Annotated in this window: 22 protein-coding genes; 11 read left to right on the plus strand and 11 right to left on the minus strand. The window is 64.0% G+C overall.

What is annotated here, in order from left to right; genetic code table 11:
• Window positions 1-200 precede the first annotated feature (200 nt).
• Window positions 201-1,094, minus strand: a complete 894-nt coding sequence (gene ppk2, locus ABXS05_RS21255) for a polyphosphate kinase 2 (RefSeq protein WP_367625303.1) — start codon at window positions 1,092-1,094, stop codon at window positions 201-203.
• Between the two features lie 199 nt (window positions 1,095-1,293).
• Between ppk2 and ABXS05_RS21260 the strand changes: the two genes are divergently transcribed.
• From ABXS05_RS21260 to phoB, 7 genes are all read left to right on the plus strand, one after another.
• Complete coding sequence (locus ABXS05_RS21260; protein WP_311944227.1) at window positions 1,294-2,613, plus strand: ATP-binding protein; 1,320 nt, start codon at window positions 1,294-1,296, stop codon at window positions 2,611-2,613.
• Window positions 2,614-2,978: 365 nt separating this feature from the next.
• Window positions 2,979-4,025: a phosphate ABC transporter substrate-binding protein PstS gene (gene pstS, locus ABXS05_RS21265; protein ID WP_311944226.1), complete on the plus strand. Its 1,047-nt coding sequence runs from the start codon at window positions 2,979-2,981 to the stop codon at window positions 4,023-4,025.
• Window positions 4,026-4,098: 73 nt separating this feature from the next.
• Window positions 4,099-5,103, plus strand: coding sequence for a phosphate ABC transporter permease subunit PstC (gene pstC / locus ABXS05_RS21270; protein ID WP_311944225.1), 1,005 nt, complete (start codon window positions 4,099-4,101; stop codon window positions 5,101-5,103).
• An 11-nt stretch (window positions 5,104-5,114) separates the two neighbouring features.
• On the plus strand, window positions 5,115-5,957 hold the full coding sequence (pstA, locus tag ABXS05_RS21275) for a phosphate ABC transporter permease PstA (protein ID WP_311944224.1): 843 nt from the start codon (window positions 5,115-5,117) through the stop codon (window positions 5,955-5,957).
• Window positions 5,954-6,781, plus strand: coding sequence for a phosphate ABC transporter ATP-binding protein PstB (gene pstB / locus ABXS05_RS21280; RefSeq protein WP_311944223.1), 828 nt, complete (start codon window positions 5,954-5,956; stop codon window positions 6,779-6,781). Before pstA ends, pstB begins: the two co-directional genes overlap by 4 nt.
• Before the next feature lie 35 nt (window positions 6,782-6,816).
• Window positions 6,817-7,536, plus strand: coding sequence for a phosphate signaling complex protein PhoU (phoU, locus tag ABXS05_RS21285; protein ID WP_068299159.1), 720 nt, complete (start codon window positions 6,817-6,819; stop codon window positions 7,534-7,536).
• Between the two features lie 13 nt (window positions 7,537-7,549).
• Window positions 7,550-8,251: a phosphate regulon transcriptional regulator PhoB gene (gene phoB, locus ABXS05_RS21290; protein ID WP_068299173.1), complete on the plus strand. Its 702-nt coding sequence runs from the start codon at window positions 7,550-7,552 to the stop codon at window positions 8,249-8,251.
• Window positions 8,252-8,399: 148 nt separating this feature from the next.
• On the opposite strand, the gene ABXS05_RS21295 is transcribed toward phoB, so the two are convergent.
• From ABXS05_RS21295 to ABXS05_RS21335, 9 genes are all read right to left on the minus strand, one after another.
• Window positions 8,400-9,662, minus strand: coding sequence for an RNA polymerase sigma factor (locus ABXS05_RS21295; protein ID WP_367625304.1), 1,263 nt, complete (start codon window positions 9,660-9,662; stop codon window positions 8,400-8,402).
• Window positions 9,659-10,015, minus strand: a complete 357-nt coding sequence (locus ABXS05_RS21300; RefSeq protein WP_311944220.1) for a YciI family protein — start codon at window positions 10,013-10,015, stop codon at window positions 9,659-9,661. The genes ABXS05_RS21295 and ABXS05_RS21300 overlap by 4 nt, the downstream gene beginning before the upstream one ends.
• Before the next feature lie 85 nt (window positions 10,016-10,100).
• Window positions 10,101-11,051 (minus strand): aldo/keto reductase, encoded by a 951-nt coding sequence (locus ABXS05_RS21305; RefSeq protein WP_311944219.1) that lies wholly within the window; start codon window positions 11,049-11,051, stop codon window positions 10,101-10,103.
• 82 nt (window positions 11,052-11,133) lie between these two features.
• The gene (locus ABXS05_RS21310; RefSeq protein WP_068299180.1) at window positions 11,134-11,580 is read right to left on the minus strand and encodes an RrF2 family transcriptional regulator; all 447 of its coding nucleotides are present in this window, start codon (window positions 11,578-11,580) and stop codon (window positions 11,134-11,136) included.
• Window positions 11,581-11,745: 165 nt separating this feature from the next.
• Complete coding sequence (locus ABXS05_RS21315; protein WP_367625305.1) at window positions 11,746-12,051, minus strand: RNA-binding S4 domain-containing protein; 306 nt, start codon at window positions 12,049-12,051, stop codon at window positions 11,746-11,748.
• 82 nt (window positions 12,052-12,133) lie between these two features.
• Window positions 12,134-15,646, minus strand: a complete 3,513-nt coding sequence (locus tag ABXS05_RS21320) for a helicase-related protein (RefSeq protein ID WP_367625306.1) — start codon at window positions 15,644-15,646, stop codon at window positions 12,134-12,136.
• Window positions 15,647-16,503: 857 nt separating this feature from the next.
• A complete protein-coding gene (locus ABXS05_RS21325) occupies window positions 16,504-16,866 on the minus strand; it encodes a hypothetical protein (protein WP_311944216.1) in 363 nt (120 codons plus the stop codon).
• 215 nt (window positions 16,867-17,081) lie between these two features.
• A complete protein-coding gene (locus tag ABXS05_RS21330; protein ID WP_367625307.1) occupies window positions 17,082-17,555 on the minus strand; it encodes a cyclic nucleotide-binding domain-containing protein in 474 nt (157 codons plus the stop codon).
• Between the two features lie 171 nt (window positions 17,556-17,726).
• Entirely contained in the window at window positions 17,727-18,413 is a 687-nt protein-coding gene (locus ABXS05_RS21335; protein ID WP_105864259.1) for a response regulator transcription factor, read from the minus strand.
• A 299-nt stretch (window positions 18,414-18,712) separates the two neighbouring features.
• Between ABXS05_RS21335 and ABXS05_RS21340 the strand changes: the two genes are divergently transcribed.
• From ABXS05_RS21340 to ABXS05_RS21350, 3 genes are all read left to right on the plus strand, one after another.
• Window positions 18,713-19,243 carry a L,D-transpeptidase family protein gene (locus ABXS05_RS21340; protein WP_367625308.1) on the plus strand — a complete coding sequence of 177 codons (531 nt, stop codon included), beginning with the start codon at window positions 18,713-18,715 and terminating at the stop codon, window positions 19,241-19,243.
• Between the two features lie 53 nt (window positions 19,244-19,296).
• Window positions 19,297-19,743: a hypothetical protein gene (locus ABXS05_RS21345; protein ID WP_367625309.1), complete on the plus strand. Its 447-nt coding sequence runs from the start codon at window positions 19,297-19,299 to the stop codon at window positions 19,741-19,743.
• Window positions 19,744-19,820: 77 nt separating this feature from the next.
• Complete coding sequence (locus ABXS05_RS21350; RefSeq protein WP_367625310.1) at window positions 19,821-20,678, plus strand: lysozyme inhibitor LprI family protein; 858 nt, start codon at window positions 19,821-19,823, stop codon at window positions 20,676-20,678.
• A 203-nt stretch (window positions 20,679-20,881) separates the two neighbouring features.
• Here ABXS05_RS21350 and ABXS05_RS21355 read toward each other — a convergent pair whose 3' ends face one another.
• Window positions 20,882-21,544, minus strand: a complete 663-nt coding sequence (locus ABXS05_RS21355; protein ID WP_367625311.1) for a YggS family pyridoxal phosphate-dependent enzyme — start codon at window positions 21,542-21,544, stop codon at window positions 20,882-20,884.
• Between the two features lie 239 nt (window positions 21,545-21,783).
• Between ABXS05_RS21355 and ABXS05_RS21360 the strand changes: the two genes are divergently transcribed.
• Window positions 21,784-22,575: a hypothetical protein gene (locus tag ABXS05_RS21360; RefSeq protein ID WP_367625313.1), complete on the plus strand. Its 792-nt coding sequence runs from the start codon at window positions 21,784-21,786 to the stop codon at window positions 22,573-22,575.
• Window positions 22,576-22,595: the final 20 nt, after the last annotated feature.

Below are 22,595 nucleotides of genomic sequence, written 5' to 3' on the forward strand. Positions count from 1 at the left end.
TCGGGCACCGGGCAAAGTCATGGCACGACATTCGCCCAAACCGCGATCGGCCGGCCGCCACGATGAAAACGTGCGGGCGGGCGCCTGGTTCCCCAGGCGGGCAGGATTGGTGTGCCGGTCTCCTGCACTCCCTCACGAGGTGGAGATGATCGGCATCCGAGGATAGAGCCGGTCATCGGCGGACCCGCGTTGCAGGCGTCTCAGACCTCCCCGCCATTGGCGAGAAAACGCTCCGCGCTCAGAACGATCTTGCTGTCCTGCCCACCCACCAGCTTCTCGTCCTTGTCGGGATAGGGCAGATCCGTCAGCACGGCGCGGATGGCGGCAAGGCGGGTGCGCAGCTTGTCATTGGCCTTGATGATGGTCCAGGGCGTGTCGACGGTATCGGTCGCCGCCAGCATGCGGTCATAGGCCTGGGAATAGTCGTCCCATTTGCCCACCGCCTGGTGGTCGATCGGCGAGAGCTTCCACTGCTTGAGGGGGTCCGCATAGCGCGCATGCAGGCGCTTGAGCTGCATGGCCTGGCCGATGGTGAGGAAGAGCTTGAACAACCGGATGCCGTCACGCACCAGCATCGCCTCGAATTGCGGCGCCTCGTGCAGGAACTTGTCAGTCTGTTCCGGCGTACAGAACCCCATCACCGGCTCGACGCCACCGCGATTGTACCAGGAGCGGTCGAAGATCGCGATCTCGCCCTTGGTCGGCAATTGGCCGACATAGCGCTGGAAATACCACTGTCCCTGCTCGGTGGGCGTGGGTTTCGACAATGCGACCACGCGCGCATCCCGAGGACTCAGATGCTGGGTAAAGCGATGGATGGCACCGCCCTTGCCGGCCGTGTCCCGCCCCTCGAACACCACCACCACGCGCTCGCCCTGCTCCTTGACCCAGGTCTGCGCCTTGAGGAGCTCGATCTGCAAGGCGCGAAGATCCCGTTCATAGGTCTTGGACTTCAGCTTTTCCTTGTGCGGGTAGTTGCCCGACCGGAAAGCTGCCTCGTCGATCTCCGGAGGCAGGTCGAGATCATCGAGACGAAATCCGGCAATCGCCTTCTTGAGCGCTTCATCCGTCTGCTTGCCCGCCTTCTTTGTCATGGAACCTCTCCAAATCCGCGCGATCGTCGTGAAACTGTCATCGCTCTGTCTACATTGCCAGCATGAACGATTTCCACAACGCCTGGAGCAAAGCGCATTCTGGTAGAAACGCCCTTTGCCCTGGCTCTCTGGTTGGACGCGTCCTTGCGATTCGAGACCAATCCGTCAAATCGCAAAACGCTTTGGATGGAAAGCCGCAATGTCGATGGTGATGGAACGCTCCTGGCTCTTGACGAAATTGGCCTGGAGCGGTGTAGCTGGTCCGGTGAGTTCGAACCGAAACATCCTGAACCGCATCTGGGGTCGCCGTTGGCTCGTGCTCTCGATCGCGGTTCTGCTGGCCGCTCTCGTGCTGTGGGACAGCGCCAATCCCTGGCATGGATTGCTCATCTTCGCCATGATCGTCGCCGCGACGGGCACCATTCCCTCAACCGGCGGGCATGACGGCAGCATCCAGCCCACTCTTCCCGAGGGTGGCGGCAAGCCTTCCTTCGACGATCTGGTGATGGCCATTCCGGATCCGGTCATCGTGCTCGATTCGGAGCTTGCCGTTCGTTATTTCAACCGCCGCGCCCGCGACATCGTGCCGAATCTGCGCATTTCGGAAGCCCTGACCTATGCACTGCGCGTGCCGGAACTGATCGATGCCATCCGCTCGGCCCTCGACACCGGGGCCAGCCGGCAGATCGAATATTCCGAACGCGTACCGATCGATCGCGTCATCGAGGCGCAGATCTCCACCATTGCCGGCGAGAACGGCCGCACGGCCTTCGTGGTGATCGTGCTGCGCGACGTCACCCAGCGCCACCGTGTCGAACAGATGCGGGTCGATTTCGTCGCCAATGCCAGCCACGAACTGCGCACGCCACTCGCCTCCCTGCTCGGCTTCGTCGAAACCCTGCAGGGACCGGCCCGCAACGACGCGGCTGCACGCGAAAAATTTCTCGACATCATGCGGTCCCAGGCCAATCGCATGTCCCGGCTGATCGACGATCTCCTGTCGCTCTCGCGCATCGAACTCAATGCCCATGTCCAGCCCGACAAGCCGGTCGAGCTCGGTGCCGTTGTCGGCCATGTCGCCGATACGCTCGGGCCCCTCGCCCAGGACCGCAGCGTCACGCTCAGCGTCGACAAGCGCGTCCCGATGCTGGAAGTACGGGGCGAGCGGGACGAGTTGATCCGTGTCTTCGAGAATCTGGTGGAAAATGCCATCAAATATGGCGCGTCCGGCGGCAAGGTCGAGGTTACCCTCGATTCGCAACCCAAGCCGCAGGGCAAGGGCCGCGAGGCGGTGGTGACGGTGCGCGATTACGGCCCGGGCATCGAGGCGGAGCATGTACCGCGCCTGACCGAACGCTTCTACCGGGTGGATGCCGCGAAATCCCGCGAGAAGGGCGGCACGGGCCTCGGGCTCGCCATCGTCAAGCACATCGTGGCGCGCCACCGCGGCCGCCTGGGCATCGAGAGCGTACCGGGTGAAAGCACGGTTTTCTCGGTCCGGATCGACCAGATCGATTGAGACGGCGAGGCATTTTCAGGAACTGCCGGTTCTTTCGGCCATTTCGCCAAATCTTTGATTTGGCCTCGAAAATCGCCGGGCACCCGAACAAGGACAGGCCCGTATCCCCGAATCCGGCATGACGATCGAGGCTGCAGCCATCGTCATAGGGTTTCGACGGGTTTTAACAATCGCGTCACCACCGTTGCGACGCGGTTGACAGAATACATTCAACCCATTGAATTATAACGGTTTTATTTGTCATAAAACGATAGCCTAACTGTCATAGAACCGTTGCTGCCGGCTTGTTAGGAGTCGCGCCGTAGACAGGGTTGCCGACCGGTAAACGATCGTAGCGCCTGTCCAGAGAACAACGGAGATAGACCGTGAAGCTTTCCTTCCTCGCGCTCGCCGCTTCGGTAGCCCTGTCCAGCACGATCGCCGCGACCGCCGCCTTCGCAGCCGACATCACCGGCGCCGGTGGCACCTTCCCCGCCCCGGTCTACAATGCCTGGGGTAGCGATTTCAAAGCCAAGACCGGCACCGCGCTGAACTACCAGGCGATCGGTTCGGGCGGCGGCCAGACCCAGATCACCAACCGCACCGTCGATTTCGGCGCTTCCGATGCTCCGATGGCCACCGACAAGCTGACCGCTGCCAAGCTGCTGCAGTTCCCGACCGTCATCGGCGCCATCGTGCCGATCGTGAACATCGAGGGTGTATCCGCCGATCAGCTCACGCTGACCGGCGCGATCATCGCCGACATCTACCAGGGCAAGATCACCAAGTGGAACGATCCGAAGATCGCCGAGCTCAACAAGGATGTGAAGCTCCCCGATCTCGACATCGCCCCGGTCTACCGCGCCGACGGCTCGGGCACGACCTATGTCTTCACGTCCTATCTTTCGGCCGTGAGCCCCGACTGGAAGAGCAATATCGGCGCCGCCACCTCGGTGCAGTGGTCGACCGGTTCGGGTGCCAAGGGCAATGACGGCGTCGCCGGCGCCGTGAAGAACACCCAGGGCGCCATCGGCTATGTCGAATATGTCTATGCCGCCAACAACAGCCTGACCACCACGCAGCTGCAGAACAAGGACGGCAAGGTCGTCAAGCCGACCGTTCCTGCGTTCCAGGCCGCAGCCGCCAAGGCCGATTGGAAGGGTGCCAAGGACTTCGCCGTCTCGATGATCGACGTCGGCGGAGAAACCTCCTGGCCGATCGTTTCCACCACTTTCATCCTGCTGCCGAAGGATCCCAAGGACGCCAAGCAGTCGGCCGAAGTCATGAAGTTCTTCGACTGGGCCTACAAGGATGGCGGCGCGACGGCCGAGAAGCTGCACTACATCCCGCTGCCCAAGGAGGTGATCGATACCGTTCGCACCGCCTGGAAGAGCGAAGTGAAGGCTGCCGACGGCAAGGCCGTCTACGAATAAGCTGAAACCCCGACCCGGCGCGGTTCTGCGCCGGGTCGTCGTCCCTGATCGAATCACAGGCTGGAACATCGCCATGAGCGCCGTAGCCGACTCCTCGCTGGACGCATCCAACTCGGCCGCAAAGGTCGCGCAGGGTTCTCCCTCGCCCGGGGCCAAGACGGTTCCGGGCGCCAATCTGGATCCCATCTTCAAGGCCGCCCTCTATGGCTGCGGCTCCCTCGTGCTGATCCTGCTCTGCTCGATCGTCGTGCTGCTCTTCTATGGCGGCTGGCCGGCGCTGGCCCATTTCGGGCCGAGCTTCTACTGGTCCACCGCCTGGAACCCCGTCACCGAGAAATTCGGCGCCGGCGTCATGATCTACGGCACGCTGTTCACCGGCATTCTCGCTTTGATCATTGCCTTGCCGATGTCCTTCGGCATCGCCTTCTTCCTCACGGAGATCGCGCCCCAGAGCGTGCGGCGGCCGATCGGCATCGCCATCCAGCTCCTGGCGGCCGTGCCGTCGATCATCTTCGGCATGTGGGGGTCGCTGATCGTGGCGCCGATCCTGGCCCAGACGATCTACCCGCCGATCATCTCCGTCCTCTCGCACGTGCCGGTGCTCGGCTATCTGTTCAAGGGCCCCACCAACGGCGCCGGCATGCTCACGGCCGGCATCATCCTGGCCCTGATGATCATTCCCTTCATCACCGCGATGTTCGTCGAGATCCTCGAATCGGTGCCCGCCATGCTGAAGGAATCGGCCTATGGCGTCGGTGCCACCACCTATGAAGTCTTCCGCAACGTCTCGGTGCCCTATGGCCGCACGGCGCTGGTCGGCGCCGTCATGCTCGGCTTCGGCCGCGCTTTGGGCGAGACGATGGCGGTGACCTTCGTGATCGGCAACGCCAACCGAATATCGGCCTCGCTGTTCTCCTCGGGCGCGACCATCGCCTCCACCATCGCCAACGAATTCCCGGACGCGCCGGCCGGCTCGCTGCGCAGCCAGTCGCTGCTGGAGCTGGGCTTCGTGCTCTTCGTGATTTCCTTCATCGTGCTTGCGATCTCCCGCATGCTCGTGCGCACCAACGCCAAGTAAGGGAGAGCATCATGGCCCATCTCGCCCAAAGCAGCGCCCGTCTCGCCCGCCGCCGCGCCCTCGACTATGCCTACAAGGTCGTCTCGATCAGCTTTGCCGCGATCTCCCTGCTGGCGCTGGCCTGGATCCTGTTCACGCTGCTGCGCGAGGGTCTGCCCTCGCTGACCATGGACCTCTTCACCAAGGACATGGCCGATGGCGGCCTGCGCAATGCCATCGTCGGCTCTCTCGTCATGGTACTGCTCGCCCTCCTGATCGGTGCGCCGATCGGCATCATGGCCGGCACCTTCCTGGCCGAGGCCGGCCGCGGCAGCAAATTCGCCGATGCGGTGCGCTTCATCAACGACATCCTGCTCTCGGCGCCGTCCATCCTGATCGGCCTGTTCGTCTACCAGATGATCGTGGTGGCGACGGGCGGGTTCTCCGGCTGGGCCGGTGTGGTGGCGCTGGCCATCATCATCCTGCCGGTGGTCGTGCGCACCACCGAGGACATGCTGGCGCTGGTGCCGATCAGCCTGCGTGAAGCCGCCTTTGCCCTGGGATCGCCGATGTGGAAGGTCATCACCTTCGTGACCTGGCGCTCGGCTCGCACCGGTATCGTTACCGGCATCCTGCTGGCCCTGGCCCGCGCCGCCGGCGAGACCGCACCGCTGCTGCTCACGGCCTTCGGCAATTCCAACTGGTCGCTCAATCTCGGCAATGCCTTTGCCAGCTTGCCGGCTGCCATCTACCAGCTCGCGCCCTACCCCGATCCCAAGGCCGTCTCGGTGGCCTGGAGCGGCGCCCTCCTCATCACCGCCGGCGTGTTGGCGCTCAATATCCTGACCCGCTTCGTGCTCGCTCCCAAGAAATGAGTGCTCCCATGTCCGCTACCCCCCAAGCCTCCATCGCGGTTGCCGAACGCCCCCTCGCCGATCCAGCCGCCGCCGTGAAGCTCAAGGTCGAGAATCTCGACTTCTATTATGGCGAGAAGCATGCGCTCAAGGCCATCAATCTCGACATGATCGACCGGCAGGTCACCGCCATGATCGGTCCCTCCGGCTGCGGCAAGTCGACCCTGCTGCGCGTGCTCAACCGCATGTACGACCTCTATCCGGGGCAGACCGCCAAGGGCCGCGTGCTGCTCGACGGCCAGAACGTCATCGGCAAGGAGATCGACCCGGCGGTGCTGCGCGCCCGCATCGGCATGGTGTTCCAGAAGCCCACGCCCTTCCCGATGTCGATCTACGACAACATCGCCTTCGGCGTGCGGCTGCATGAATCCATCTCCAAGGCGGAGATGGACCAGCGTGTCGAATGGTGCCTGACCAAGGCCGCCTTGTGGAACGAGGTCAAGGACCGCCTGCACGCTTCAGCCCTAGGCATGTCCGGCGGCCAGCAGCAGCGCCTGTGCATCGCCCGCACCATCGCGGTGAAGCCCGAAGTCGTCCTGCTGGACGAGCCGACCTCCGCGCTCGATCCGATCTCGACCGCCAAGATCGAGGAATTGATCGACGAATTGAAGCGGGACTTCACCATCGTCATCGTCACGCACAATATGCAGCAGGCGGCGCGCTGCGCGGATGTGACGGCCTTCTTCTATCTGGGCGACCTCATCGAAGTCGGCCAGACCAACAAGATGTTCACCACCCCGAACGACAGCCGTACGCAGGATTACATCACCGGCCGCTTCGGCTGATCCCTCGGCCAGCGTCGAATTCATTTGGAGGCGGCATGTCCGACCATATCGTTACATCCTTCGACCAGGAACTGCGCGAGCTGCGCAACATGATCGCCGAAATGGGTGGCTATGCCGAGAAGAGCGTAGCCGACAGCGTCGAAGCCCTGCTCAAGCGCGACACCCAGCGCGCCAAGGCGGTGATCGATCTCGACGCCGCGATCGACAAGCTGCAGCGCCAGGTCGAGGACAGGGCCATCCTGATCATCGCCAAGCGCCAGCCGCTGGCCCTCGACCTGCGCGAGATCGTCTCGGCCCTGCGGGTGGCCAATGACCTCGAGCGGATCGGCGACCTCGGCAAGAATGTCGCCAAGCGCGTGGTGGCCATCCACAGTCACGCCCAGCCGGCCCAGCTCTTCGGCGGTTTCGACCACATGGCCGACCTGGTACTCGAGCAGCTCAAGCAGGTGCTCGACGCCTTCGCCCAGCGCAATGTCGAGGAAGCCCTCTCGGTCTGGCGCTCGGACGGCGAGATCGATGCGATGTATACCTCGCTGTTCCGCGAATTGCTGACCTACATGATGGAAGATCCGCGCAATATCGGCTTCTGCACCCATCTGCTGTTCTGCGCCAAGAACATCGAGCGCATCGGTGACCACGCCACCAACATCGCCGAGACGGTCCACTATCTCGTGACCGGTGAATCGCCGGCCGGAGAGCGGCCCAAGGCGGACAACAGCACCGATCTCGTCGACCTTCCTGTGCCGGCTAAATAACAAGGGATAGGCCATGCCTCCCAAGGTTCTGATCGTCGAGGACGAAGAAGCGCTGACCCTGCTGCTGCGCTACAATCTCGAAGCCGAAGGCTATGAGGTGGATAGTGTCGCACGCGGAGACGACGCCGAGATCCGCTTGCGCGAAAGCGTGCCGGACCTGGTTCTGCTCGACTGGATGTTGCCGGGCCTGTCCGGCATCGAATTGTGCCGGCGCATTCGCATGCGGCCGGAAACCGAGCGCCTGCCGGTGATCATGCTCACGGCGCGCGGCGAGGAAACCGAACGCGTGCGGGGTCTGGCCACCGGCGCCGACGACTATGTCGTCAAGCCCTTCTCCGTGCCCGAGCTCTCGGCCCGCGTGCGTGCCCTGCTGCGCCGGGCCAAGCCCGATCACGTCGCCTCCCTGCTCAAGGCCGGCGACATCTCTCTCGACCGCGAGACCAAGCGCGTCCATCGCGGCAATCGCGAGATCCGCCTCGGCCCGACCGAATTCCGCCTGCTCGAATTCCTGATGCAGGCACCGGGACGCGTCTTCGCGCGCGAGCAGTTGCTCGACAGCGTCTGGGGCCGCGACGTCTATATCGACGAGCGCACGGTCGACGTGCATGTCGGCCGCCTGCGCAAGGCGATGAACCGCACGCGCGAGATCGATCCGATCCGCACCGTGCGCGGTGCCGGCTATTCCTTCGACGAGACCTTCGCCAAGCAATCCTGAGCGCGTTTCGCGGGCATTGCCCGCTCGCTCCGCTTCGCCAAGGCTGCGTTGCGCCCTCACCACGCTCCTACGGGGAGAGGGTTAGGGGTTGCGCGACGTAGAGAGCAAGAGTGGGCGACGATATCCGCCCTCCTCCCTCGCTGCGCAGTCACGCTGCCAAATCCGCCAGGCGTGCCTGCAGATAGCGGCGGATGGCCGGATCGCTCTCCAGGCCGATCGCCCGCAAATAGGCATTGCGGGCCTCCTCCGGTCTGGCGGCCCGCACCAGCAAGTCCGCACGCGCGGCCCAATAGGGCTGGTAATCGACGATGCGTCCGTCACCGGCGACCTCGTCAAGTGCAGCCAGACCAGCCTGCGGCCCCATGAGGCGGGCGAGCGCCACGGCCCGGTTGATGGCGGCCACTGGAGAAGCTGTCAGCAGAACCAAGGCTTCATACAATGTGACGATCGCGGCCCAGTCCGTCGTCGCGCAGATGCGTCGATGGGCATGGGCCGATTGCAGCGCGGCTTCCAGCTGATAGCGGCCGATCTGGCGCACCTGGCCGGCCCGGGCAAGCAAGGCCTCGGCCTCCTCGATCAGCCCCGCATCCCAGAGCGCGGTGTCCTGCTGCTCCAGCGGAATATAATCGCCATCCTGGCCGCGGCGCGCCGCCCGCCGCGCTTCGGCGTGCAGCATCAGGGCCAGCAGTCCGAGCACTTCGGGCTCGCCGGGCAGGAGCGAGGCCAGCAGCCGGCCGAGCCAGATCCCCTCCGTCGACAGATTGCGCTCGCGGGCATGAGCCCCTTCCGGATCGGCCCAGCCTTCGGCATAGACGGCATAAACGGCCTCCAGCACCGCGTCGAGACGGCCGGGCAACTCGTCGGGCTCCGGGATGCGGAAAGGGATGCCGGCTTGCTTGATCTTAGCCTTGGCCCGCACCAGCCTCTGGCTCATCGCCACGGGCGAGACCAGGAAGGCGCTGGCGATCGCGCCGGCATCGAACCCCAATATCACCTGCAGGATCAGGGGAGCACGTACGGTGGCATCGAGGGAGGGATGGGCGCAGGCGAACATCAGGCGCAGGCGCTCATCGGGCACGGCATGCCGCTCGCCCTGCCCCGAGGCGAGGGCCTCGACATGGCGGCTGACCTCGTCCGCCTTTTCGCCGCGCAGCCTGGCGCGGCGGGCCGCATCGATCTGGCGGCGCCGGGCCGCGGTCAGCAGCCAGGCTTCGGGATTGACGGGCACGCCGCCCGCCGGCCAATGTTCCATGGCCGCAGCAAAGGCGTCGGCCAGGGCATCCTCGGCCCCCGCAATGTCGCCCGAGCGCGCCGCGAGAAGAGCGACGAGCCGGCCATAGCTGCGTCGCGCCACGATTTCGGCAAGCTCGGCTGCGGGGGCTGAAGACACCGGCTCGGGCCGTTCGCTCAATAGTCCTTCGGGTCCCATATCGGCCGGACCTCGATGGTCCCGATGGCGGCGCTCGGGCAGCGCGCCGCCCAGCCGATCGCGGCATCCAGGTCCGGCACGTCGATGATATAGAAGCCGCCGAGCTGCTCGCGTGTGTCGGCGAAGGGCCCGTTGAGCACCTGGGTCTTGCCGTCGGCGATGCGCACGGTGGTGGCCGAAGCCGTCGGGCGCAGGCGGCTCCAGGGGCCGAGGGCACCGGCCGACTGGAGCGCCTGCGTATAGGCCTGATAGGCCGCTAGGATCTGCTGCTTGTTGGCGGGATCCGCCTTCAGCATGGCTTCTTCGCTGCTGTAGATCAGAATTGCGAACTGCATGGGTTCCTCCTGTCTCCGCCGGCGCATGATGCGCCGGCATGACAATGACGCGCCATCCCGTTCGCTTTCGACAGCGACAGGAAAATTATGCGCTCGCCTTGGTGAGCTGCTCGATCTCGGCCGAACCAAGATTGAGCTCGGTCGCCTTGATCAGGTCGGAGAGCTGCTCGACGCTGGTGGCGCTGGCGATCGGAGCGACGATACCGGGCCTTGCAATCAGCCAGGCAATGGCGACTTGGGCGGGCGTGGCGTTCTTGGCCTCGGCCACCGCGTCCAGGGCGGCGAGGATGCGCAGGCCACGCTCGTTGAGGTAGGTGCCCATGTCGCCGCCACGCGCATTGCTCTTGGCGAAATCGGCTTCGCTGCGATATTTGCCGGACAGGAAGCCCTTGGCCAGTGAGAAATAGCTGGTCACGCCAATCTCGTTCTTGAGACAGAAAGCCTCGAGCTCGCGCTCATAACCGGAGCGATCATAGAGATTATATTGCGTCTGCAGGTTCTCGAAACGCGGCCACATCTCCTTGGTGCTGATCGCCAGCGCCTTGAACATGGTATTGGCGCTATGATTGGAATTACCGATCACCCGCACCTTGCCGTCCTTGACCAGCTCGGCATAGATGCCCAGCGTTTCCTCGAGTTCGACCTCCGGATCCTCCCAATGGGAGAGATAGAGGTCGATATAGTCGGTCTGCAGGCGCTTGAGCGAGTCCTCCACCGCCTGGACGATGTAGTCGCGCGACAGGCCCTTCTTGCCCGGCCCCATTTCCGAGCCGACCTTGGTGGTGAGCACGATGTCGGCGCGATTGCCGCGAGCCTTCATCCACTTGCCGATGATGACCTCGGATTCGCCGCCCTGATTGCCGGGAACCCAGGATGAATAGACATCGGCAGTGTCGATCAGGTTGAAACCACCCCCGACGAAAGCATCGAGGACGGCGAAGGAGGCTTTCTCATCCGCGCTCCAGCCAAAGACATTGCCACCCAGGCCAAGCGGAGCAACCGACAGATCCGACCGTCCAATCGCACGTTTTTCCATGAATGCTCTCCATATTCATGACAACAAATGGACCCGTCCGGCACTTGGCCGTGCCGGTTCGGGCTCAAGGGCCGCAGGGAGTTCAAATCGAATAGGTCAGCTCTTGTTCCCCGCCCCCTGCCTGACGCATCTCTTCCACCGACATGTTGTCGAGCAGGTTGGAAGAGAGGTCCCGCACACGCCGCATCAAAAGGCGTACGGTGCAACCTGGAACATCCGGGCAGTCGAGGCAAGGCTGATAAGCGGTGTGGCTGGCGCAGGCGATCGGCGCGAGCGGGCCGTCGAGAACCCGGATGGCATTGCCGACGCTGATCTGGCTGGCTTCGCGCGCCAGCATGTAGCCGCCGCCCTTGCCTTTCTTGGAGCGTACGATGCCGGCCACGCGCAACTCGCCCAGGATCGCATCGAGAAACTTCTTGGGAATGCGGTTGGCTTCGGCGATTTCCTGGCTTTGCGCCGTCTCGCCGGCCGGCAGGCTGGCGAGGTGCGCCAGCGCCTTGAGACCATATTTGCCCTTGTTCGTCAGCATTGCCCGATTCGCTCCACGCAGGACAAAGTCCATCCTGTCTATCACGAATATAGGGATTATGGACCGAATCGATAAGGGCCCGGACGGGTGTGTCGATCTCCAGACCGGCACACCAATTCTGCCTCGACCGCGCAAAGGCCGCCTATACCGGGATTGCCGATGGCCTCAGGTCACCGCCAGCCGGCCCGGCGGCTCGGGTGACAGGTCCTCGTAGAGCGTCTGGGCCTCGCTCGCCGGGCCGCGTCGATCGCCCAAGGCGAGAACGCGATAGACCCGGACGGTACGCTCCAGGGCGATGGTGAGCACATCGCCCACCTTGACGGCCTTGGCCGGGCTATCCGTGCGCGTGCCGTTGAGGCGGACATGACCGTCCGCCACCAGTTTCGCGGCCAAGGAGCGTGTCTTCACCACGCGTGCGTGCCAGAGCCATTTGTCGATCCGAAGACGATCCTGGCTTCCGGCCTGGCTCATAAGTCGGTTCCCTAGAGCAAAACGCGTTCAGACGCGTCTTTGCGATTCGGGGTGACTCCGTCAAATCGCAAAACGCTGTGGATCAGGTCTTGTCCGGCTTGCCGCCCTGCATCTGCTCCTTGAGGGCGAGCAGCTTGGCGAAAGGCGAATTGGGATCCGGCGCGCGATTGGATTCGCGTCCTCCCTGCGGCTTGGAGTCGCTCGACCAGTTGCGCGGGCGGTCGCCGCCCCGCTCCTGCCGATCGGGCCGCGGGCCACGATCGGGACGCGGTCCGCGGTCGGGACGGGCATCCCCCCGGGGCCGCCCGCCTTCGCTACCCTGCTTGCGCTCGCCGAAGCCCCTGTCCTCCCGCGGCCGGCCATTGCCGCGATCATCGCGGCGCGGCCGGTCGAAGCGGTTGGGCCGGTCACCTTGCCGGGCCTCCGCACCTTCGGCAGGAGCTGCGCCTTCCGCTGGCGCCGGACGACCACGGCGGAAGCCGCCGCCTGCCTCCGGCTTGCGCTCGGCGCCGGGCTGGCGGTTGCCATGCTGGGGACGGCCATGGTGATGCGGACGCTGGTGCCGCTCGAAGCGTGCCGGTCGCCAGACCTCGATCTCCGGTACTTCCTCGACCGCCGCCTCGGCGGCGGGCGTCTCGGAGGAGGTTTCGGCCGTGGTCGCAGCCTCTGCACCTTCGATGCCTTCGCTCGCCTCAGCGGGCTCCTCAAAAGCCGCAGTCTCGGCCCCGGCCGTTTCCTCGACCGGGGCTTCGGAGACCTGAGCCTGCTCGGCTTGAACTTGCTCGATTTGGACCTGCTCGGCTTGGACCTGCTCGGCTTGAGCTTCCTTGCCTTGGGCTTCCTCGGCCAGGGCCTCCGCGATCTGCACTTCCTCGGTCGGAGCCTCGGCGCTGGGCGTGTCGTCGGCCGGCGCGTCGCTCACCGCCTCTCCGGCAGCCTCGGCGACTTCCTGGAAGCTGTGCTCATGCGGCGGCGAGCCGATCGCCTCCATGGCATCGATCTCGGCGGGCGTCGGGGCGGCTTCCTGGCTCGATTCGGCAGCCTCAGCACCGTCCGCAGCCTCAGCCGCGGCAGCCTCGACGGGCGCGGCAGGCTCGGTCGGCGCCGGCAGCCGGATTTCCTGGGTGATCGCCGGGCCCTTGCGCTTGTCGGAGCGATAGCCCAGGCCCCGCAGGATCGAGGCGAAATCCTCGCCCGAGCAGCCGACCAGCGAGGTCATCTGCACGGTGGCGACGAAACCATCACCATCGGCGGTACCGGCCGGCGGCTGGCCCACCGTGGTGCCGGGGCGATAGGCGATCGCCGGGCGAATGAGGTCGGCGAGGCGCTCGAGAATGTCGACGCGCACCGCCCGCTCGCCGCAGACGCGATAGCCGACCAGGCGATAGAGCCCCTTGTCGATGGTCTTGTCGGCCGGCATGGAGGTCCGGCCCGAGGCCGCCAGATGCGGGATCTCGTCGAGCCCCTTCTGGTCGAGGCCGCCATGGGTGAGAGCCCACAACTGCGCGGCGAGCGCGCGGGGCGCCGGCTTCATCAGCATCGGCAGATAGATGTGATAGGCGCCGAAGCGCACGCCATGCTTGCGCAGCGAAGCGCGCTGATTCTGATCGAGTTGCTTGAGGTCCTCGGCCACCTTGGAGCGATCGAGCACGCCCAGTGCCTCGACGAGCTGGAAGGCGATGCCCTTGGCCAAGCCTTGCAGGTCCTCGGCCTTGTCGAGCAGCAGCAGCGGCCCGAGCAAGCGGGTGATGTGGTTGCCGATCCAGATATCGAGCCGCGTCTGCACGGAATCGCGCGCCGGGCCCGTCAGCTGCTCATCCGCCAGCAAACGGATGCGCGGCGTCAGCGGCTTCTCCCCGCCGATGAGCTTGGCCACGGGCTCGCCGATCCAGCGCACCGTGCCATCCGCCGCCAGGGCGAATTCGGTATCGGGCGCCTGCGCGAATTTCTGGCTGCGCGCGTCGATCTCGCCTGCCAGAGCCTTGGCCGCCGCGGCCCTTAAGGCGCGGCCGCTCTCACCGTCGCCGGCACTCGGGTCGGGCGCGAACTGGAAACCCTGCAGCGTTCCGACATGTTGTCCCTCGACAATCACATCGCCGGTTTTGGTAATTTCAGTCTCAAGCATGGCGTTTTCTCTAAGGCGCCGCATCAGCACGCTGGTGCGACGGTCGACAAAGCGTTGGGCAAGCCGTTCATGCAATGCGTCGGAGAGCTTGTCCTCCACACTGCGTGTCACACCTTGCCAATGAGCGGGGTCTTTCAGCCAGTCAAGCCGATTTGCCGCAAAAGTCCAGGTTCGGATATGGGCGATACGGGTTGAAAGCGTATCGATGTCGCCGTCGGTCCGATCCGACATGGCAACTTGACGGGCGAACCAGTCGTCCGGGACCTTACCCTCCCGCATCAAAAATCCATAGAGATTCGTGATGATGTCGGCATGGGAATGAGGGGAAATCTTGCGATAGTCGGGCAAGCCGGCCACTTCCCACAGCCGCGCCACCGCCTGGCCGCCCTTGGCGAGGCGCCTCACCTCCTCGTCACGGGCGAGGATGGACAGGGCCCGGATGTCGTCGGCGTCGGGAGCCCGGGTCAGTCCTTGCTCCTCGGGCGTTGCCGACAGCGAGGCCTGCAGCGCTTCCAGCGAAGAGAAATTGAGGGCGGGATTGCGCCATTGCAGCACTTTAACGCTGTCGAAGGAATGCCCCTCGATGGCCTCCACCAGTTCAGGCTCGAACGGATCGCAGCGCCCGGTCGAGCCGAAGGTGCCGTCGCGGACATGGCGCCCGGCGCGGCCGGCGATCTGGCCGAACTCGGCGGGCGTCAGGCGGCGGAACTGGTAGCCGTCGAATTTGCGGTCGCCGGCAAAGGCGACATGGTCGACGTCGAGATTGAGGCCCATGCCGATGGCGTCGGTGGCGACCAGGAAGTCGACATCGCCGTTCTGATACATCGCCACCTGGGCATTGCGGGTGCGCGGCGACAGGGCACCCAGCACCACGGCGGCGCCGCCGCGCTGGCGGCGGATCAGTTCGGCGATGGCATAGACCTCGTCGGCCGAGAAGGCCACGATGGCGGTGCGCCGTGGCAGGCGCGTCAGCTTTCGGTCGCCGGCGAACAGGAGATGGGACAGGCGCGGCCGCGTCACCACATTCACGCCCGGGATCAGCTTCTCGACGATCGGCTTCATCGTCGCCGAGCCGAGCAGCAGCGTCTCATGCGTGCCGCGCCGGTTGAGCAGCCGGTCGGTGAAGACATGCCCGCGCTCGAGATCGGCGGCGATCTGGATCTCGTCGAGCGCCACGAACGGCACTTCGAGGTCCCGCGGCATGGCCTCCGCCGTCGCCACCCAATAGCGGGCCTTGTCGGGCTTGATCTTCTCCTCGCCGGTCACGAGCGCCACGAACTCGGCGCCCACACGCTCCACCAGCTTGTTGTAGACCTCGCGCGCCAGCAGCCGCAGCGGCAGGCCGATGATACCGGCGCCATGGCCGAGCAGGCGCTCGATGGCCAGATAGGTCTTGCCGGTATTGGTCGGCCCCAGCACCGCTGTAACACCGCGGGCGCGCACGGATGGGGGCAGGATGGGAGGCAGCATCAAGGTCGGCGGTCTTTCGGGCGTCATTTCGCAGAGCAAAGCGCGTTTCGGCGGCAACGCTTCCTGGCTCTAACTCGTTGTTTCCAAGCCAATCCAATCGATTGGCCAGAGCGTCTTTGAGATTTGGCCTGCTTTGGTCAAATCTCAAGACGCCTCGAGGGAAGCCGGAGCACCCCGGTTTCAGGATTCGCCAGACACCCAATGCCCCGCGACGTCAAGGAAATACGGCTTTTGTGCGCATTTCCTGCATTCTGGTACCAGACACGTATCATTCTGTCTCGCCATGAAACGCAAATATGGGCGTGAATGGCCGAAATTTAACCCCCCGAACGAGACTGGAACGGAAGGCGCCCGAATCGCTGCCCGGGCGAAATTCCCGCTTCACTCGTCTGTCGTCGGCAGGCATGCACGATTGGTGCGCCATGTCTGAACAGGGTTAAGGACGGGCCTGGCCAATGCCGGCAATGCGAGGAACTCGTTCCCATTTTGGTTCGAGCTTTCGGCATTTCGTGGTGGGTCGTTAATGTTGGGAACGGCCTTTGAACGAAGCGGGAGCGAATCACCGACCGTCCCGCCGGGCCGCGTTCCGCAATCCCCGAAAGCCTCGCGCCGAGCAATGCAGCTTCGCACCTGCCTCCCTTCGTCCATGGAGAAAGCGTTGCAGCCACTTCCTTCCGGCCGGCATGGATTAATTCCCGGAATGGGCCACCCGGCCTGGTTTTCGGCAGCGCAGCTTAAGGCCTGGTACGGGCATGGAACAAAGGGCGCCCGAATCACCGACTTCGTCCGGCAAAAAAACGGGCCGGTCGTGAGACCGGCCCGCGAACCACGTCGTCTTTAGGTGACGAAGCGCGCTCCTACCAGCGATGCCAACGGCGATGGCCCCATCCCCAGCCCCGATGGTGATAGTAGCGGGGGCGATAATAGGGACGGTAATAGGGCCGATAATAATGACGCCGGTAGTAGGGGCGATAATAGGGGCGATAATAATAGGGGCGGTAGTAATGGCGCCTGTAATAGGGACGGTAATGGTAGCGGTAATAGGGACGCCAATGGCGGCGATGGCGGATAGTCTGGACCAAGCCGTTATTCAGCGCCTGACCGTCGGCTCTGGTTTGGCCGGCGGGGGCGATGGGCATGGCCGATGAACTCTGGGCGGTCGCGAAGAAACCAATCGCAGCAAAGCAAGCCGCGAAGATCAACCCGATAGGCGTTCTCATCCTGCACTCTCCTTGACCGTTTTACGGCTCGGTAATAACGCCAGGCACCGTAAAGACGCGTCGAAACAATGAGGGTTTCTGGGTATCGAATTTAGCAGGCAGCGGCTGAACCGTAGCTGAACGGCACAGGTGCATGTCCCGCAGTGGAACAACTTGAGCCTATTGCAGCCAACACTTTAGGAAAGCGAACAGCACTGGAACGAAAAGCGAGCGAATCAGCTTTCCTCGTCATGATGGTCGATGCCGATACGGCGCAGGCGGTCCTTCACCCCGGCCAGCTCGCTCGACATGTCCTGCACGCGGCGGCGAACCTCGTCGGCGATGCGGGCCGCCGTCGCCGGATATTCCTCCAACGTGCGCCTGAACATCTGGCGCGACACGCGCAGCACCACGCTGGCCTCCCGCGCGATCGCCGTGGTGGGACGGCGGGTTTCCGACAGCAGGGCCATTTCGCCGATCAGGGTGCCGGGTCCGACGATGGCAGTGGCGACGTCGTCGTCGATCAGCGTGATCGCGCCCGAGGCGACGACGAAGCCATATTCGGAGATGTCGTCCTTGCGAAACAGCGTGTCGCCGGCACGCAGCCGTCTGGTCTCGGACGAGAAGGCGAGCAGGCGCAGGGCATCACGGTCCATGGAGCGGAACAGCGCCACTCTTTCCAGCAATGCCATATCGTCTTCGAGCGCCATCTGCGGCCTTGGGTTCGGAAGGAAACGTCCTACGCGCAAACAATAATTCACACCATCATTGCGAGCGTAACGAAGCAATCCAGGCAAAGGGCTGGGACCCTGCCCCCTTGATTGCTTCACTGCGTTCGCAATGACGAGATTCCAGCCACACGATCACGTGCAGTGACGATCTCACGGCACGAGCTTGTAGCCGCCGCCCTCGGTCACCAGCAAGGCCGCGTTGGAGGGATCTTTCTCGATCTTCTGCCGCAGGCGGTAGATATGGGTTTCGAGCGTATGGGTGGTCACGCCCGAATTATAGCCCCAGACCTCCTGCAGCAGCACATCGCGCTGCACCGCCTTCTGGCCAGAACGATAGAGATAGCGCAGGATCGAGGTTTCCTTCTCGGTCAGCCGGACCTTGGAACCCTTGTCGGTCAACAGGAGCTTGGAGGCCGGCTTGAAGGTGAAGGGGCCGATGTTGAACACGGCATCCTCGCTCGTCTCGTGCTGGCGCAGATGGGCGCGCACACGCGCCAGCAGCACGGCAAAGCGAAAGGGCTTGACGACATAGTCGTTCGCGCCGGCTTCGAGGCCAAGAATGGTATCGGCATCGGAATCATGGCCGGTCAGCATGATGATCGGTGACTTGAAGCCGTTCTTGCGCAGCAGCTTGACCGCTTCCCGCCCATCCATATCGGGCAGGCCGACATCCATGATCACCAGATCGAGATGGTCTGTCTTGGCGATCTGGACCGCGCGGCTGGCGGATTCGGCCTGATCGATCTCGAATTCGTCATAAAGCGCCAATTGCTCGGCCAGCGCCTGGCGCAGTTCATTATCATCGTCGACGATCAGAATTTTGCGGCTGCCGGACATGACATTCCCCAGAAGGCGAAAGCGATCGATCAGGAGGAATCTGCCAGGGCGCTCGGCGTGCGCGGCAGGAAACCCGGTATGCTTTCGCGCTTTGAATACCAAAGCAGAGCGCGTTTTAGCGAAAACGCCCTTTTGCTCCGGCTCCTTGTCTTGACGCGTCTTTACGATTCTTGGTGATTCCGACAAATCGCAAAACGCTTTAGCGCTCTATCGCATTATGACGGCGTGCGCCATGATTTGTGAATCGCATGACGGCACTTTCGACAGGGATTTGCGGTGAAAAATTTGGAAGTCGGCCCTTGAAGCGCAAGATCGATCTCATTCGCGTGCAGGCATCCCCGCTTTCGCGCAGCCGTGGCCGCCTGACGGTGGGCGGGGTTTCCTATCCCTGCGTGCTGGGCCGCAGCGGCATTGCCGTCACCAAACGGGAGGGAGATGGCGTCACGCCCCGGGCCGTGCTGCCGCTCCGCGGCCTGTTCCAGCGGCTGGACCGCGCCCCCCGCATTCCCAGCCAACTACCCTTCCGCGCCATTCGCCCGCAGGATGCCTGGTGCGACGATGTCTGCGACCGGCGCTACAACACGCTGATCCAGCGCCCCCTCGACCAGAACGCCGAGGAAAGGCTGGCCCGCGGCGATCGCCTCTATGACGTCATCGTGCCGCTCGGCTGGAACGACGCACCGATCGTCAGGGGGCGGGGCAGCGCCATTTTCTGGCACGTTTCCCGCGAGAACAACGCGCCGACCGCCGGCTGCGTCGCCGTGGCACCGGAGGTGTTCCGCAAGGTGCTGCCGAGACTGTCGCGCCGTGCCGTGATGGTCATCGACTGACGGAGGCGTCCGCTCCGCGACGTCGGCAGGATATTTCATAGCAAGGGTTATTGATGAAACAGATCATTTTCGCAGCAGCCGGCTGTGCGATTGCCGCCCTGGCTTTCGCCGATGCGACGGCGGCCATGAGCATGCAGGATACCGCCACCGGCACCTATGTCCGCCGGGAAAACGGCGAAGCCACGCTCATCGTCAAGCGCACCGGCGAGCATTGGCGGGTAAGTGCCGCCATCGGCGGCGTTCCGAACGGCGCGGCAACGGTTGCCGATTGCGGCTTCATTGCCGAAGGCTCGATCACGGGCCACGCCTTCGAAGGCAAGGTCACCCGCGTCAACATCGTGGCCGGCCTCGATGAACAGGGTGATGCGGCCAAGCCCGGTCTCGGCTTCTCCTTCTCCATCGACAAGGGCGCGATCACGGTTCGTGGCGCCGATGCCGCTGCCATCTGCGGCGGCGAGGGCGGCCTGATAGACGGCACCTACCAGCGCAGAAGCCGCTGACGCCTGAACTTTCCCGCTCGCCTTGCCCCCCGACTCCGCTGCCGCTCCTCCTTTGCCCTTTCCTTGGAACATCCGCAATGAAACGCCTGGCTTTCAGCATCGCTGCCCTGACCGTGCTCCACACCCTGCCCGCCCACGCCATCGACTGCAAGAAGGCCTCGACCTCGATCGAACGCCGCATCTGCGCCGACAAATCGTTGCGGCAGGCGGACGCCGCCATGGGCGCGGCCTATGCCAGGATCCTCAAGGCCAGCCAGGATCCCGAGATCCGCGCCATGCTGATCGAAAGCCAGAAACACTGGCTGGCACGGCGGGATCTTCGTCTCGACCAGGAGGACGGAGCGGAAGGTGCCGAAGATAGCGGCGAGGAAGCACCCAAAAACAATCTCCTCAAGGCAATCCAGGCGCGCACCGCGGATTTGGCCGAATTCTCCAAGACCGCTGCCAAGCTGCCGCGGCTGATCGAGATCGCCCTCAAGCAACGCCGGTTCAACGCCCAATTCACCGGAGGCCCCTTCGCGGGCTACAGCGCGGATTGCGACTTTCTGCCGAGCGGCAGTGATCAGATCTATACCTGCCTGGGAACGCGCACCTACCAGAACGAGGACCGGGTCTGCTCCGTGACGACGGACTTCGCCACCAACGCGCTCTACATCACCCAGACCGTGGCCGAGGTATCCGATGGCAAGCTCAAGACGATCGCGACCTGCGGCGACGAGAACGGCAGCAGCCCCTGCCCCGACGGCCAGCCTTCTGCCGACCGGCACTGGACCCTCCAGCCGGCTGCAACCGCCAATGCCAACGGCACGAACACACCGTCGCCCAAGATCAGCGCCGATCTCGGCGAGGATGAGGATAGCCCCTGGTTGCGCGCCTGCCTGACCGACAAGAGCTATCCTCTCGCCGATCCCGCCAGCGACGGCAGCAAGAAATAGCGGTCCCACACCTCCCAACGGAGCATTATCGCAATAAGATCAACGGACTATGTCGGGCCTGTCATTCCCGGCGCCGCTGCAAGCGGCGGAAAGGGAATCCAGGGGCTAAAGGGATATATGCGTGGCCCCTGGATCCCCTTCCCGGAGCCAAAGGCACCGCCGGGGATGACATGCGCGATTTCTCGAAAAGCCCGGAAAAGGGCTCAGCGCGTCCCGAAGATGGCGCTGCCCACACGCACATGGGTGGCACCAACCTCGATGGCCGTCTCGAAATCGCTCGACATGCCCATGGACAGCATCGAAAGCCCGTTGCGGGCGGCGATCTTGGCGAGCAGGGCGAAATGCGGTCCGGGCGACTGCTCGAACGGGGGGATGCACATCAGCCCGTCGATGACGAGACCATAGTCATCCCGGCAGGCCGCAATGAAGGCATCGGCCTCCTGGGGCGCGACACCGGCCTTCTGGGCTTCCTCGCCGGTATTGACCTGCACCAGCAGGCGCGGCGCCTTGCCTTGCCTGGCGATTTCCTTGGCGAGCGCCTGGGCCACCGAGGAGCGATCGACCGTGTGGATCACATCGAACAGGGCCACCGCCTCCTTGGCCTTGTTGGACTGCAGCGGACCAATGAGGTGAAGCTCGATATCGGGATAGACAGCCTTGAGAGCAGGCCATTTGCCCTGCGCCTCCTGCACGCGATTCTCGCCGAAGACCTGCTGGCCCGCGGCAAGCACCGGCTCGATCGCTTCCGGCCCGAACGTCTTGGAAACGGCGATCAGGGTCACCGTGCCTGCAGGGCGCAGCGCGTCGGCCTCAGCGCGGGCGATGGCAAGGCGAACCTCCGCAAGGCGGGCCGGAGCGTCGGACATGGCATGATTTCCAGAGAGTGGCGAAAGGACGAAACAGGCCTCCGACATAATAGGACGGACGGGCTATTGCTACCGGAACCTAGCCGGACCATGCTAAAAGCCCCGCATGGACAAGGGTTGCCTAGAGCAAAGCGCGTTTGGACGAAAACGCTATTTTGCTCTAGCTCTTTGATTCGACGCGTCTTTGCGATTCTTGGTGAAACGACCAAATCACAAAACGCTTTGCGGAGGGCAGGCCGATGATGCAATTCAAGGTGGCCAAATCGATCTTGGCAAGAAGCACCCTGGCAGCGCTCCTGATCTGCGGACTTGGACGGGCAGCCTTCTCCCTCGACATTGGCCCGACCACGATTTCCGTGCCGGTCTTCGGCATTCCCCTCGACATTCCGATCCAGGCTTCCCTCGACAGCAAGAGCGAGGCGGACGGCGTCCAACTCGATCTCGCCGTTACCGGCGACCTGAAATCGCTGCAGGACAATGCCCTGGCGATCGCGCGCAAATTGCCGTTTCCCGAGGATGCCTGTGCCCGCAAGGGCCCCAATCTCGTGGTCAACAGCATCGATAGCGCCCATATTCGGGCCGAGGGCGATACGGCGGTGATCGACGTTGCCGGCAAGGTGACGGCCTGGGGCTGCGCCAAGGTGCTGGGACAGAAGATCAAGACCAAGATCGCCACCGACCGGATTGCCATCACCATCCCGGTCGAGCTCTACATCCCGACGCCGCGCCAGGTCGCCTTGCGGGTGAAGGGAGAAGCCTCGATCAAGACGGGCGATCCGCAAATCACCGAAATCGCGACCGCCGTGCTCGGCAATCTCAACCAGCGCTTCACCGTTGCCGTGGCCAAGGCCCTCGACGAGGACAAGGCCCGGGCCTCCGTGCCGGCGATACCGGGCCTCGACGTCAAGATCGAGCGGGCGGTCTTTGCCCAGGATCAGGACAAGCTGCTGGTCAAGGCCAAGGCCGACGGTCACGCCACGTCAGCCGCATTCGAGAGCCTGATTGGGCTGACGGGCAAGAAAGCGCCGTAATCAAAGAAATCGGCTCTCTT

This window comes from Labrys neptuniae (assembly GCF_040797145.1).
GTDB classification, from domain to species: Bacteria; Pseudomonadota; Alphaproteobacteria; order Rhizobiales; family Labraceae; genus Labrys; species Labrys neptuniae.